The 13,775-nt window shown below is 70.5% G+C and carries 11 protein-coding genes; 5 read left to right on the top strand and 6 right to left on the bottom strand.

Annotated elements, in window-relative coordinates; translation table 11 throughout:
* Positions 1-140 precede the first annotated feature (140 nt).
* From KM933_RS06485 to KM933_RS06495, 3 genes are all read left to right on the top strand, one after another.
* On the top strand, positions 141-2,264 hold the full coding sequence (locus KM933_RS06485; protein WP_221349073.1) for a DNA gyrase/topoisomerase IV subunit B: 2,124 nt from the start codon (positions 141-143) through the stop codon (positions 2,262-2,264).
* Between the two features lie 203 nt (positions 2,265-2,467).
* Complete coding sequence (locus tag KM933_RS06490) at positions 2,468-2,956, top strand: DUF485 domain-containing protein (RefSeq protein WP_308013277.1); 489 nt, start codon at positions 2,468-2,470, stop codon at positions 2,954-2,956.
* Positions 2,953-4,545, top strand: a complete 1,593-nt coding sequence (locus tag KM933_RS06495; RefSeq protein ID WP_221349077.1) for a solute symporter family protein — start codon at positions 2,953-2,955, stop codon at positions 4,543-4,545. The genes KM933_RS06490 and KM933_RS06495 overlap by 4 nt, the downstream gene beginning before the upstream one ends.
* Before the next feature lie 160 nt (positions 4,546-4,705).
* On the opposite strand, the gene KM933_RS06500 is transcribed toward KM933_RS06495, so the two are convergent.
* The 3 genes from KM933_RS06500 to KM933_RS06510 form a co-directional block, all read right to left on the bottom strand.
* A complete protein-coding gene (locus KM933_RS06500; protein ID WP_221349317.1) occupies positions 4,706-5,386 on the bottom strand; it encodes a response regulator in 681 nt (226 codons plus the stop codon).
* A gap of 5 nt (positions 5,387-5,391) precedes the next feature.
* Complete coding sequence (locus tag KM933_RS06505) at positions 5,392-7,077, bottom strand: sensor histidine kinase (RefSeq protein WP_221349079.1); 1,686 nt, start codon at positions 7,075-7,077, stop codon at positions 5,392-5,394.
* Between the two features lie 71 nt (positions 7,078-7,148).
* Entirely contained in the window at positions 7,149-8,099 is a 951-nt protein-coding gene (locus KM933_RS06510) for a ferredoxin family protein (protein ID WP_221349081.1), read from the bottom strand.
* Positions 8,100-8,366: 267 nt separating this feature from the next.
* Between KM933_RS06510 and KM933_RS06515 the strand changes: the two genes are divergently transcribed.
* A complete protein-coding gene (locus KM933_RS06515) occupies positions 8,367-8,636 on the top strand; it encodes a hypothetical protein (RefSeq protein ID WP_221349083.1) in 270 nt (89 codons plus the stop codon).
* Between the two features lie 194 nt (positions 8,637-8,830).
* On the opposite strand, the gene KM933_RS06520 is transcribed toward KM933_RS06515, so the two are convergent.
* Both KM933_RS06520 and KM933_RS06525 read right to left on the bottom strand, forming a co-directional pair.
* Positions 8,831-9,067: a hypothetical protein gene (locus KM933_RS06520; RefSeq protein WP_221349085.1), complete on the bottom strand. Its 237-nt coding sequence runs from the start codon at positions 9,065-9,067 to the stop codon at positions 8,831-8,833.
* A gap of 124 nt (positions 9,068-9,191) precedes the next feature.
* Positions 9,192-9,716, bottom strand: a complete 525-nt coding sequence (locus KM933_RS06525) for a DUF6082 family protein (RefSeq protein ID WP_221349087.1) — start codon at positions 9,714-9,716, stop codon at positions 9,192-9,194.
* Between the two features lie 320 nt (positions 9,717-10,036).
* Between KM933_RS06525 and KM933_RS06530 the strand changes: the two genes are divergently transcribed.
* Positions 10,037-11,131: a CobW family GTP-binding protein gene (locus KM933_RS06530; RefSeq protein WP_221349089.1), complete on the top strand. Its 1,095-nt coding sequence runs from the start codon at positions 10,037-10,039 to the stop codon at positions 11,129-11,131.
* Here the strand turns inward: KM933_RS06530 and KM933_RS06535 are convergent.
* Positions 11,128-13,578, bottom strand: a complete 2,451-nt coding sequence (locus tag KM933_RS06535) for a DNA gyrase/topoisomerase IV subunit A (protein WP_221349091.1) — start codon at positions 13,576-13,578, stop codon at positions 11,128-11,130. The genes KM933_RS06530 and KM933_RS06535 overlap by 4 nt on opposite strands.
* Positions 13,579-13,775 lie beyond the last annotated feature (197 nt).

A 13,775-nucleotide genomic window follows, 5' to 3' on the forward strand; every position in this document is an offset into this window, starting at 1 on the left:
GCGACCCTGGACTAGTCTGCCTTCAGCACGAGGGTGGCGTGACAACGGCTCTACCAGGCGTCGGTACCCTCGGACCGGTGACCGAAGCCGGACCCTTACCCACAAGGGCCCCCACTGAAATTCAGCGAGGAGCGAACCGCGTGACCGCCGACACGTCCGTGCCGTCCACAGCCCTGCTGACCGGAGCAGACCGGGACGGTTCCAACTACACCGCGCGGCACCTGCTCGTCCTCGAGGGCCTCGAGGCCGTGCGGAAGCGCCCGGGCATGTACATCGGATCGACCGACAGCCGCGGTCTGATGCACTGCCTCTGGGAGATCATCGACAACTCCGTGGACGAGGCCCTCGGAGGCTACTGCGACCACATCGACGTGACCCTGCACGACGACGGCTCCGTCGAGGTGCGGGACAACGGCCGGGGCATCCCGGTCGATGTCGAGCCCAAAACCGGCCTTTCGGGCGTCGAGGTCGTGATGACCAAGCTGCACGCCGGAGGCAAGTTCGGCGGCGGCTCGTACGCGGCCTCCGGCGGCCTGCACGGTGTGGGCGCCTCCGTGGTGAACGCGCTCTCGGCCCGTCTGGACGTCGAGGTGGACCGTGGAGGCAGCACCCACGCGGTGAGCTTCCGGCGGGGCACGCCCGGCGCCTTCAAGGGCAACGGGGCCGACGCCGCGTTCGACGCCTCCTCCGGGCTGCGCAAGCTCAAGAGGATCCCCAAGACCCGCACCGGCACACGCGTGCGGTACTGGGCCGACCGCCAGATCTTCCTCAAGGACGCCAAGCTCTCCCTGGAGAACCTCCACCAGCGGGCCCGGCAGACCGCCTTCCTGGTACCCGGCCTGACCATCGTCGTCCGCGACGAGTACGGGCTCGGCGAGGGCGGCAGCAAGGGCGAGGAGTCCTTCCGCTTCGACGGTGGCATCAGCGAGTTCTGCGAGTACCTGGCCACCGACAAGCCGATCTGCGACGTGCTCCGCTTCTCCGGCCAGGGGAGCTTCAAGGAGACCGTCCCGGTCCTCGACGAGCACGGCCAGATGACTCCGACCGAGGTCACCCGCGAACTGGGCGTCGACGTCGCGATGCGCTGGGGCACGGGCTACGACACGACGCTCAGGTCCTTCGTGAACATCATCGCCACGCCCAAGGGCGGCACCCACGTCGCGGGCTTCGAGCAGGCCGTCGCCAGGACGGTCAACGAGGTGCTGCGCACCAAGAAGCTGCTGCGCGTCGCCGAGGACGACATCGTCAAGGACGACGCCCTGGAGGGCCTCACCGCGGTCGTCACCGTGCGCCTCGCGGAACCCCAGTTCGAGGGGCAGACCAAGGAGGTGCTCGGTACCTCCGCGGCCCGCCGCATCGTGACGAACGTGGTCTCCAAGGAACTCAAGGCGTTCCTGACCTCCGCGAAGCGGGACACGGCCGCCCAGGCCCGGGTGGTCCTGGAGAAGGCGGTGGCCGCCGCCCGTACGCGGATCGCGGCCCGCCAGCACAAGGACGCGCAGCGCCGGAAGACGGCCCTGGAGTCCTCCTCGCTGCCCGCCAAGCTCGCCGACTGCCGCAGCGACGACGTGGAGCGCAGCGAGCTGTTCATCGTCGAGGGGGACTCGGCGCTCGGCACCGCCAAGCTCGCCCGGAACTCCGAGTTCCAGGCCCTGCTGCCGATTCGCGGAAAGATCCTCAACGTTCAGAAGTCCTCCATCTCGGACATGCTGAAGAACGCCGAGTGCGGCGCGATCATCCAGGTCATAGGGGCGGGATCGGGCCGTACGTTCGATCTCGACACCGCCCGCTACGGGAAGATCATCCTGCTCGTCGACGCCGATGTCGACGGCGCGCACATCCGCTGCCTGCTCCTGACGCTCTTCCAGCGCTACATGCGCCCCATGGTGGAGGCCGGCCGGGTGTTCGCGGCCGTGCCGCCGCTGCACCGGATCGAGCTGAGCCAGCCGAAGAAGGGCCAGGACAAGTACGTCTACACGTACTCGGACCGCGAACTGCGGGACACCCTGCTGGAGCTCCAGCGGAAGAACGTGCGCTACAAGGACTCGATCCAGCGCTACAAGGGTCTCGGCGAGATGGACGCGGACCAGCTGGCGGAGACGACCATGGACCCGCGCCACCGCACCCTGCGCCGGATCAACATCTCCGACCTGGAGGCATCCGAGCAGGTCTTCGACCTGCTGATGGGCAACGACGTCGCGCCGCGCAAGGAGTTCATCTCCAGCTCCGCGGCGACGCTGGACCGCTCGCGCATCGACGCGTAGGCGATCCGGCGGGGCCCGGCCGGAACTCCGGCCGGGCCCCGCCGGACGCGTCCTCCGTTACGCCTCCGCGGAGCGACCTGTGCGTCCACCAGGGGGTGGGTCACCTGATGGGGTGAAGCGGGCGGAGAGAAGAGTCAGGGATCTTCCCGATCTGTCCATCCTTGGGCACGCCGCCGGAACGGGTGGCGGACAAGGAGAGCCCGGTGGAGAAGCACGACGGTCCCGACTCCGGAAAGGTCCGGATCGAGGACCCCTGGTACGACGCACTCGCCTCCGGGTGGGGCGAGCTGGACGGTACGGGCGCGCCCGCTCCCGCCGTGCCGCCCGCGCACGGACGGCGGGAGGACCGCGGCGCCCGTGCCGCCGATGTCTACCTGGAGGTGCAGCGCAGTGCCGCCTTCCAGGAGGTGCGCAGCCGGTACCGGAGGTTCGTGATCCCGGGCACCGCCGTCTTCCTGCTCTGGTACGTGGGATATGTCGTGACGGCGACGGCGGCACCGTCCTTCATGGCGCGGCCCGTGGCCGGCGCGGTGAACGTGGCGATGGTCGCGGGACTCGGGCAGTTCCTCACGACGTTCCTCCTCACCTGGGCGTACGCACGGCACGCACGACTGCGCAGGGACCGTGCCGCCCTCGATCTGCGCTGGGACACGCAGGAGCTGACGCGCGGCGCCGCGGGCGGTGGACGGTGACCGGGAACCACCAGACGCTGGCCCTGCTGCTGTTCAGCGTGTTCGTCGCGATCACCCTGGGCATCACGACCTGGGTGAGCCGCCACCGGCACGGCTCGGCGGAGGAGTTCTACGCGGGCGGCCGGCTGTTCTCGCCGATGGAGAATGGTTTTGCCATCGCGGGCGACTACATGTCCGCCGCTTCCTTCCTGGGGATCTCGGGACTGATCGCGCTCTTCGGCTACGACGGTCTGCTGTACTCGGTGGGTTTCCTCGTCGCCTGGCTCGTCGTGCTGTTCCTGGTCGCCGAGCTGGTCCGCAACTGCGGCCGGTTCACGCTCGCCGACGTGGTCGTCTCGCGCATGGGCGAACGGCCCGTGCGGATCGCGGCGGGAACCTCCTCGGTGACCGTGTCCGTCCTGTACCTGGTGGCGCAGATGGTGGGGGCGGGCAGCCTGGTCGCGCTGCTGCTGGGAGGCACGGGCGGGGCGGTGCGGACCTGGACGGTCGTCGGTGTCGGCGCGCTCATGGTCGTCTACGTGTCGTTCGGCGGAATGCGCGCCACCACATGGATTCAGATCGTCAAGGCGGTCCTGCTCATGGGCGGGGCGGTCGCGCTGACGGTGCTCGTGCTGCTGCGGTTCCAGGGAGACTTCGACCAGCTGCTGCGCACGGCGGCGCAGCGGAGCGGGCACGGGACGTCGTTCCTCGCGCCGGGACTGAGGTACGGCGGCGACTGGACGGCGCGCCTCGACTTCATCAGCCTGGGTCTCGCGCTGGTGCTGGGCACGGCCGGACTGCCGCACATCCTGTCGCGCTTCTACACCGTGCCGACGGCCCGGGCCGCACGCCGTTCGGTCGTCTGGGCGATCGGCCTGATCGGCGGGTTCTACCTGATGACGATCGTGCTGGGGTTCGGGGCGGCGGCGATCGTCGGCCCCGACGCCGTACGCGGGTCGAACGCGGCCGGGAACACGGCGGTCCCGTTGCTGGCACTCGATCTGGGCGGCGGGGCCGCCTCCACCGGCGGGACGGTCCTCTTCGCGGTCGTCGCCGCGATCGCCTTCGCCACGATCCTCGCGGTGGTCGCCGGGATCACGCTCGCCTCCTCGGCGTCCGTGGCCCACGACCTGTACGCGTCGCTGCGCAGGCGCCGGGCGAAGCCGCGCAGCGAGGTGGCCGTGGCGCGGACCGCCGCGGTGGGGACCGGCGTCGTGGCCATCGCGCTCGGCCTGCTCGCACGCGACCTGAACGTGGCGTTCCTGGTGGGACTCGCCTTCGCGGTCGCCGCGTCGGCGAATCTGCCCGTCCTGCTGTACTCGCTGTTCTGGCGGAACTTCACCACGCGCGGCGCGGTGTGGTCCGTGTACGGGGGCCTGCTGCCGGCCTTGGTACTGGTGGTGCTGTCGCCCGTGGTGACGGGCAGTCCCGACTCGCTGTTCCCGGGCGCCGACCTCCAGTACTTCCCACTGGAGAACCCGGGACTGGTCTCCATCCCGCTGGGCTTCCTCGCGGGCTGGCTCGGCACGGTCACCTCGGCGGAACCGCCGGACGAGGCCGGGCACGCGGAGACCGAGGTACGGGCGCTCACGGGAGCGGGGGCGGTCTGAGCGGGCCCCCGCGGGCGGGCCGGGCTTACCGCGGGAATACCCTGGCGTACCCGCGGGACCCGGGCGCACGCGGGACTGCCGGACGGCCCGCTCGCGTACGCCGAAGGCGCCCTCGGGCCGAGGTGCTCTCAAGCCGAGGCGTCCTCGGGTCAAGGCGTCCTCAGCTCCGGGTCGCCCAGACGTAACGGTGTTCCGGGCGGCCCGCGTCGCCGTACTTCAGGCTCAGCGTGGCACGGCCGGTGCGCTCCAGAAGCTTCAGGTAGCGCTGGGCGGTCTGCCGGCTCAGGCCGGTCCGGTCGGCGGTCTCCTGAGCCGACAGCGGGCCTTCCGCGTCCACCAGGGCCTGGCGGACGGCCTCCGCGGTGGCGGGGGAGTGCCCTTTGGGCAGATTCGGCTCGGTGCCCGCCGAGAGGGCGCCGAAGATCCAGTCGACCTCGGCCTGTTCGGCCTCACCACCACTGTCGAGGGTGCGGCGCAAGGCGGCGTACGCCTCCAGTTTCGCCCGGAGCCCGGCGAAGGCGAACGGTTTCACCAGGTACTGGAGGGCTCCGTGCCGCATCGCCGCCCGGACCGTGGCGATGTCACGGGCCGCGGTCACCATGATCACGTCGGTCTGGTGGCCGCGCCGCCGCATCTCCTGGACGACCGCGAGCCCCGTCCCGTCCGGCAGGTAGTGGTCGAGCAGCACCAGGTCCACCCGGGGAAGCGCTTCCAACTGCCGCAGTGCCTCCGCGGCCGAGTGGGCCTCGCCCGCGACGTGGAAGCCCGCGACCTTCTCCACGTAGGCGGCGTTGACCTGGGCGACCCGCAGGTCGTCGTCCACGACCAGCACTTCGATCACTTCGCTCACCGCGACTCCTCCTCACCGGTTGTGACGGCCCCCGCGCCCGTCGGCCCGTGCTCCGGCTCCGCCGCCGGCCCCGGCTCGGCCAGCGCCTCCGGCAGCACGACCGTGAACTGCGCACCCCCGCCCCGCGCGTCCGTCACCCGCGCGCTGCCCCCCTGCCGTTCGGCGAGCCGGCGTACCAGCGGCAGGCCGATCCCGCGCGGGCGGTGGGCGGACGGTTCCTTGGTGGACCAGCCGTCCGTGAAGACCACCTCGCGTTGCCCGGCGGGAACGCCCGGCCCGGTGTCGCGCACCCTGAGCACGGCCGTACGCCCTTCCGCGCGCAGTTCGACCTCCACGCGCGCGTGGGCGGTGCCCGCGACGGCGTCGAGCGCGTTGTCGACGAGGTTCCCGACGACGGTGACCAGCCCGCGGGCGTCGACCAGCCGGTCGGGCAGCAGCGTCCCGTCGGAGACGGCCAGGGCGACGCCGCGCTCCGCCGCCACGGTGGCCTTGCCGACCAGGAGGGCGGCGAGCAGCGGGTCGTGGATCTTCTCGGTGACCTGTTCCGCGGTGGCCCGGTGGTCGCCGACCACCTCGCCGACGAACTCCGTGGCCTCGTCGAACATCTCCAGCTCCAGCAGGCCGAGCAGGGTGTGCATCCGGTTGGCGTGCTCGTGGTCCTGGGCGCGCAGGGCGTCGATCAGACCGCGGGTGGAGTCGAGTTCGCGGCCCAGCTGCTCCAGTTCCGTACGGTCCCGCAGGGTGGCGACGGCACCGCCGTCTTCGGTCGGCATGCGGTTGGCGACCAGGACCCGCTGTCCGCGAACGGTGAGCAGATCGGTTCCGCCGACGGTCCCGGCCAGCACATCGGCCGTACGCCCCGTGCCGAGCGCCGCGTCGAGAGGCTGCCCCACGGCCTCGTCGCCGATGCCCAGCAACCGGCGGGCCTCGTCGTTGAGCAGCCGGATCCTGCCCTCGCGGTCCAGCGCGACGACACCCTCCCGGATGCCGTGCAGCACGGCCTCGCGCTCCGCGAGGAGTCCGGCGATATCGGAGAAGGCCAGGTCACGGGTCTGGCGGTGCAGCCGCCGGGAGATCAGATAGGCGGCCAGCGCGCCGACGGCCAGCGCGCCGCCCGCGTACGCGAGGAGCCCCGGGATCGCGTGGACCAGACGGGCCCGCACGCTGTCGTACGCGATGCCCACCGAGACCGCGCCGACCACGGAGCCGTCGGCGTCGCGCAACGGCACCTTGCCGCGCGCCGAGCGGCCCAGCGTGCCGTCGTCGATCTGCATGACCTCCCGGCCGGCCAGCGCCTGCCGCGGGTCGGTGGAGACGCGCCTGCCGATCTCGGCGGGATTGGTGTGCGACCAGCGCACGCCGCGTCCGTCCATGACCACGACGTACTCGGCCCCGCTCGCCCTGCGGACCCGCTCCGCCGCGGCCTGCACGGGTCCGTCCGCCGAAGGGCCCGTCGCCGTCAGCTCCTCGGCGAGACGCGGCTGCGCCGCCGCGGTCTGCGCGATCGCCAGGGCGCGACGCATCGCCTGGTCGTCCAGCTGGTCGCTGAGCGGCGCGAGGAACAGACCCGTCGCGAGTACGGCGACTCCGGCGGCGACCGCCACCTGCATCAGCAGCACCTGCGAGAACATCCGCCTCGGCATGCCGAGGCGCAGTCGGCGGGCAGGGGAAGCGGAACTCATACCCATGACGGTACGGGGAGGGGCGCGGAGGTCCGTAGGAGGTGTGGCGCGGATCTCGTCGAAACGCCTGGTCAGCCGGGCACGGAGCGCGCGCCCGCGGTACGCGGCAGCTCGTGCAGCGCCAGGACGTCCATCCGTGCCGGCGAGCCCAGGGCCGAACCGCAGCTCTCCGCCCGGGGCGGCGACGAGGCGCCCCGGGCGACCGTCACGAGCCAGCGGCGGCCGTCGGCATGGGCGACCGTCACCTCCCAGCGGGGTGCCCCGCCCTCGGTGCGGACCACGTTCAGCGCGCCCGCCGTGCCCTCGGACACGGCTGCCCGCACGGCCAGCTCGGCGGCCTGACCGGGCCGCTCCCACGCGGAGCCGCCACGGCACCCCTCGGTGACGACCCGTCCTTCCCGTACGCCCTGGAGGACCTCCTTGACGGTATGGGCCTCGGCCCGCCCGTAGACGTAGCCGAACGGCAGTACGAGGAGAGTGGGTGAGAAGCGGTGGCCTCCCAGGTGCGTGACCTCCCACGCGCCCGCCACCCCGGAGGCGGCGAGCTCGGCGGCGAGGGGACGGCCGAGCAGGGCGCAGCACCGGTCCCGCTTGCCGTTGGTGCACACCAGGGCGAGCGGGTCGCCGGTGTGCGGACGGCCGCCGAGCGCCGTGTCGAAGGTGCCGGGCAGTCCTCTGCCGAGCCGGGCGAGATCGAGGTCGAGCAGTTGTCCGGGGTCGGATGTGGTGGCGCTGTGCAGCCAGGTGTTTCCCGGGGTGGTGTGGGCCGCGTACACCTGCCGCTCGGCGACGGTGTGACAGTCCGCGTGGCGCCCCGGGCGGCGGATGAGGGCGATGCGTACGCCGGTGCCGTCGGCCGCCCGTTTCAGGGCGCGGCCCAGGGCGGGGTCCAGGTGGCTCGATGTCAGCGCGTCGGCACCCCAGGGACCTGACTGCTCGACCAGCAGCCAGGTCCTCGCCGTGGCGGCGGTCCCCATGAGGGGCTCCGCCAGGTCCCGGGAGACCTTCGCACACGTACTCACGGAGGTGAGCCTAACCTGGCCGGACACCGGGGAGTCGGTCGCCCGTAAGGGTGTTGCCGCTTCACGGGCGGGTGACGGGACTTTTTCGCCGCCCGGTGTTCGAACAGGTGCGTCCTCGGCATAGTCGAATCCGGAAATCCCCTCCTACGACCGAGTGGATCAAAAGTAACGGTCACATGCGCTCTTGTGGCGATATTGAATAGTCCGAGTGGATGTTCGTTTTGGTCCCTGCCGCGACCCCGGCGGATGCAGGTTGATCTAGGTGCCATGTCTGCGCTTGACTACGGCGCTGTGACTTCACCAGACATCACTCGCCGCATCGGCGTGTCCCCGCGGCAGCGTGGAAGCCTAGACGGCAACACCTGTCCTGACATCTTTGAGCTGAACGACGGCTCTTTCGCCATCATCGGAGCCGACAGGACCGACGTTTTGGAGGGAAAACTACCGGCCGACGCGGGGCGGTCGAGCGACGAGCGGATCGTGGTCATCACCCGGGAGACTCTTATTCGCGCCAAACTCGACATTCCGGATGTCTGATCGAAGAGCACTGCGTAAGGCGGAAAAACCGCGCTTCGGTGAGCTCTCCTGCCACCGGTAATCACCGTGGGGTGCTGAGCCCTGCATGAACCGGGTCCGACTGTGTTGTCGGGCATGTCTCTTCCGTGAGGCCGACGCCGGTCGGGGCCGGATGCGGTTCCGACCGGCTGTGCCATCGGCAGCTCGTTCCCCGCTCACTCTTCAGGGATGTCGGCTTTGGCTCGGATCAGAGTCTCGCGACTCACGACCACGATGCGCTCGTGGTCCGCTCGTGCGGCGTCGGCGGGGAGCTCGCTTTCGAGTGCTTCGGTGGCATCGGTCCCGACGACGGCGAAACTGCCGTCACTGAGTTCGAAGATGTCAGGGCATGTATCGCCGGACATGCTGCCACGTTCACGGGGCGGGCGGCCGAGGCGACGAATGATCTTCAAGGTAATCCGCTCCAAGCAGTCAGGTGGTCGGGGCCACAGCGGACTGAAAAGACTTTGCTGTCACGAGTGACAAACCAACCCGCATGTTCTTGGTGCTGTACGGAGCCTTTGCGGTCGGACGGACTCATTCAGGCGGATCCCCCACGACCCACCACTCTTCGGTGTCGGCTTCGTCCAAATCGTTGATGAGGTTGTCCATCATGCGGCCCACCTGGGCTTCGACCGAGCTTGCCTCAAGGCTGGCACGAGCCGGCCGGGTCACTTCCCAGTATTCGCGAAAAATCGGGTTCTGTACGGTACCGCGCAGGTGGCCGAAGAGTTCGGCACGGTTGACGTTGCCGATGCGGTAAGCGAGCAGCGCGTTGGTGTACACCGCGTTGGCGAAGAGGAACTGACGGTACTTGTCGGACGGAATGGTGCCCTTGTGCGTGTCGAGAACAGCGGCCAGTGCCGGGTCCTCCAGGGCCTTGCTCAGCAGCTCCCAGTGAAGTCGCTGCTGGTTGGCAAGGTTGATGTGCTGCTGCTCGTTCAGTCGTAGCCTTCTGGAGTGCCACTGCTGCGCGATGAGGACACCGATGCCGACCGTGAAGGTCAGGCCGGCTGCCGCGGTCGAGCCGCATCCTTGTGTGCCGAAGTTCCGTGTGGCCATGTCAACCCCCGAGTCAGGCGGCCGTCCGCCGGTCGTCGGGTGCGGGTCGACTGATGGGGACCGGCGAGCGTTGGGCGGCGCTTGCCGTCTCCCAGGGTGCCGAGGGGCTCGGAGCGGCTGGGAGGCGGAGAGGCGGCGCACAGAGGTAAGCGCGGGTCGCGCAACTCGGCGCCTTGCCCAACGTGTGCCCCGCGAGCGCCGCTAACAATCGTTCACTCCGCGGGCTTCGCGGCGGCTCGTATCCTTGGTGAGCATTCGTTCCGCGTCGTGGGAGCCGGTCCGTGAGCCGGTGTACGCACAGGTGTGAGAGAGGTCGCGCGTTGACTCAGGCGAGCCCCCGGCAGATCCCCGTCCTCGTCCTCGCCGGCTTCCTCGGGTCCGGGAAGACCACCCTGCTCAACCACCTCCTGCACCGCGGCGGAGGCAGCCGTATCGGGGCTCTCGTGAACGACTTCGGGGCCATCGAGATCGACGCCATGGCCGTGGCCGGCGCGCTCGGCGACTCCACCGTCTCCCTGGGGAACGGCTGCCTGTGCTGCGCCGTCGACGCCGGTGAACTCGATCTGTACCTGGACCGACTCGCCCGGCCCTCCGCCGGGATCGACGTCATCGTCATCGAGGCGAGCGGCCTCGCCGAGCCGCAGGAACTGGTGAGGATGCTCCTCGCCAGCGAGAACCGGCACATCGTCTACGGCGGCCTCATCGAGGTCGTCGACGCCGCCGAGTTCGATGCCACCCGCGAGAAGCATCCCGAGATCGACCGGCACCTGGCCATCGCCGACCTCGTCGTCGTCAACAAGGTGGACCGGGCGGCGGACCCCGACCGTGTGACGGGGCTCGTGCGGACGCTCGCCGGGGGAGCCGCCGTCGTGTCCGCCTCGTACGGGCGGATCGATCCCGGGTTCCTCTTCGACTGCCGGCCGGCCGGGGAGCGTGTCGGGCAGCTGTCCTTCGACGACCTCCACCGGGAGGAGGAGGGGGGCGAGGGCGGTGACAGCGACAGCGGCAGTGGGCACCACGGGCACCTGCACTCCGCCTACGAGTCCCTCTCCTTCACCTCCGACGTGCCCCTCGCGCCCCGGCGGCTGATGGACTTCCTCGACAGCAGGCCCGAGGGGCTCTACCGCATCAAGGGGTACGTCGACTTCGGCGCCGCCGATCCCCGCAACCGGTACGCCGTGCACGCCGTGGGGCGGTTCCTGCGCTTCTACCCGGAGCCCTGGGCCCCGGGCGAGCGGGACGGGCGCCGTACCCAGCTCGTGCTCATCGGCTCCGGCATCGACGTCCCCGCGCTCGGCGAGCGGCTGGAGGCGTGCAAGGACGACGCCCCGCACGCCGACGAGCACGGCATGTGGGGCGTCCTGCGATACGTACAGGAGCAGGAGCAGGAGCGGGAGCAGCCGGTGGGGGCCTAGGCCGGGCCCGCCACCACCGACACCGTCTTCGCCAGCGAGACTCCCGAGCCGTCCCGGCGCGGGTCCATCTCCGGCAGCTCCGCGGGCGTCCCGTCCTTCTGGGCGGCACGTGCCGGAGCGGGGCCCGCCCAGCCCAGGCTCAGGCAGTCCTCGCCCTTCAGGAACCGCTGGCAGCGCACACCGCCCGTGGCGCGGCCCTTGCGCGGGTACTGGTCGAAGGGCGTCAGCTTCGCGGTCGTCTGGACCGAGTCGTCCAGCGTGCCGCGCGAACCCGCCACGGTGAAGACCACCGCGTCCACCGCCGGGTCGACCGCCGTGAACGAGATCACCTTGGCGCCGTCCGTGAGCTTCACCCCCGTCATACCGCCCGCCGGCCGGCCCTGCGGGCGGACCTGGGACGCCTGGTAGCGCAGCAGCTGCGCGTCGTCGGTGATGAAGACCAGGTCCTCCTCGCCCGTGCGCAGCTCGGCCCCGCCGACGATCCGGTCGCCCTCCTTGAGGGTGATGACCTCCAGCTCCTCCTTGTTGGACGGATAGTCCGGGACCACGCGCTTGACCACGCCCTGCTGCGTGCCGAGCGCCAGGCCCGGCGACGACTCGTCGAGCGTCGTCAGGCAGACCACCTGCTCGTCGCCCTGCAGGGTCAGGAACTCCGAGACCGGCGCGCCACCGGAGAGGTTGGGGGCCGCGGCGGTCCCGGGCAGCTGCGGGAGGTCGATGACGTTGATCCGCAGGAGCCGCCCGGTGGACGTGACCGCGCCGATCTCGCCCAGCGCCGTCGCCGGGACGGCGGAGACGATCAGGTCGTGCTTGACGCGCCTGTCGCCGCCCTCCCCGAAGGGATCGCCGTTGGCCGTGCGCGCGAGCAGCCCCGTCGACGACAGGAGCACCCGGCACGGGTCGTCCGCCACCTGCAGCGGTACGGCCGCGGCGGTCGAACCGGCGGACTCCAGCAGCACCGTGCGCCGGTCGGTGCCGAACTTCTTCGCCACCGCGGCCAGCTCGCCGGAGACCATTTTGCGCAGCTCGGCGTCCGACTCCAGGATGCCGGTCAGCTCGTCGATCTCGCCGTTCAGCCGGTCGCGCTCGGTCTCCAGCTCGATGCGGTCGAACCTGGTCAGCCGGCGCAACGGCGTGTCCAGGATGTACTGCGTCTGGATCTCGCTGAGGGAGAAGTGCTCGATCAGGCGCTGCTTGGCCTGGGCGGAGTTCTCGCTGGAGCGGATGAGGCGGATGACCTCGTCGATGTCCAGCAGGGCGACGAGGAGGCCCTCGACCAGGTGCAGCCGGTCGCGCTTCTTGGTGCGGCGGAACTCGCTGCGGCGGCGCACGACCTCGAAGCGGTGGTCGAGGTACACCTCCAGCAGTTCCTTGAGCCCCAGGGTGAGCGGCTGGCCGTCCACCAGCGCCACGTTGTTGATACCGAAGGACTCCTCCATCGGCGTCAGCTTGTAGAGCTGCTCCAGGACGGCCTCCGGGACGAAGCCGTTCTTGATCTCGATGACCAGGCGCAGGCCGTGCGCCCGGTCCGTGAGGTCCTTGACGTCGGCGATGCCCTGCAGCTTCTTCGCGTTGACCAGGTCCTTGATCTTGGCGATCACCTTCTCCGGGCCGACGGTGAAGGGCAGCTCGGTGACGACGAGGCCCTTGCGGCGCGCCGTCACGTTCTCCACGGCGACCGTCGCACGGATCTTGAAGGTGCCGCGGCCCTTCTCGTACGCGTCCCTGATCCCGGACAGGCCGACGATCCGGCCGCCGGTGGGCAGGTCGGGGCCCGGGACGTGCTTCATGAGCGTGTCGAGGTCCGCGCCGGGATGGCGGATCAGATGGCGGGCCGCGGCGATGACCTCGCCGAGGTTGTGCGGCGCCATGTTCGTCGCCATGCCGACCGCGATGCCCGACGCGCCGTTGACCAGGAGGTTCGGGTACGCGGCCGGCAGGACCGACGGCTCCTGCTCCTGGCCGTCGTAGTTCGGGGCGAAGTCGACCGTGTTCTCCTCGATCGACTCCGTCATGAGGGAGGTCGCGTCGGCCATCCTCGCCTCGGTGTACCGCATGGCGGCCGGCGGGTCGTCGTTGCCCAGCGAACCGAAGTTGCCGTGGCCGTCGACCAGGGGCAGCCGCATGGAGAAGGGCTGGGCCAGGCGGACCAGGGCGTCGTAGATCGAGGCGTCGCCGTGGGGATGGAGCTTGCCCATGACCTCGCCGACGACACGGGCGCACTTCACGTAGCCGCGGTCGGGGCGCAGCCCCATCTCGTTCATCTGGTAGACGATGCGGCGGTGCACGGGCTTGAGGCCGTCGCGGGCGTCCGGCAGGGCTCGGGAGTAGATGACCGAGTACGCGTACTCGAGGAAGGAGCCCTGCATCTCGTCGACGACGTCGATGTCGAGGATGCGCTCCTCGAAGTCGTCCGGAGGCGGGGTCTTCGTGCTGCGGCGGGCCATCGCTGCTGCGACTCCTTCACAGTCTCTGCCGGGGCATGACGGGTTCTGACGGGTCTGACGCGGTCCATTGTGGACCTGAGGACTGACAACGCGGACCACGACCCGTCCGTACGGGACCGGTGGACCGGGTGCGCGACCGCCCCGGCCGGCCTCGTGGACCGCCTTCGGGACGGCCCCGGTACGGCCCAGGGAAGGTC

The sequence above is a fragment of the Streptomyces beigongshangae genome (assembly GCF_019710745.1).
GTDB classification, from domain to species: domain Bacteria; phylum Actinomycetota; class Actinomycetes; order Streptomycetales; family Streptomycetaceae; genus Streptomyces; species Streptomyces beigongshangae.

What these genes read in the sequence shown, in the direction of transcription:
- KM933_RS06515 (WP_221349083.1), top strand. Translation starts at nt 8,367, where the DNA reads ATGTCTGCGCTTGACTACGGCGCTGTGACTTCACCAGACATCACTCGC.
- KM933_RS06535 (WP_221349091.1), bottom strand. Translation starts at nt 13,578, where the DNA reads ATGGCCCGCCGCAGCACGAAGACCCCGCCTCCGGACGACTTCGAGGAG.
- KM933_RS06525 (WP_221349087.1), bottom strand. Translation starts at nt 9,716, where the DNA reads ATGGCCACACGGAACTTCGGCACACAAGGATGCGGCTCGACCGCGGCA.
- KM933_RS06505 (WP_221349079.1), bottom strand. Translation starts at nt 7,077, where the DNA reads ATGAGTTCCGCTTCCCCTGCCCGCCGACTGCGCCTCGGCATGCCGAGG.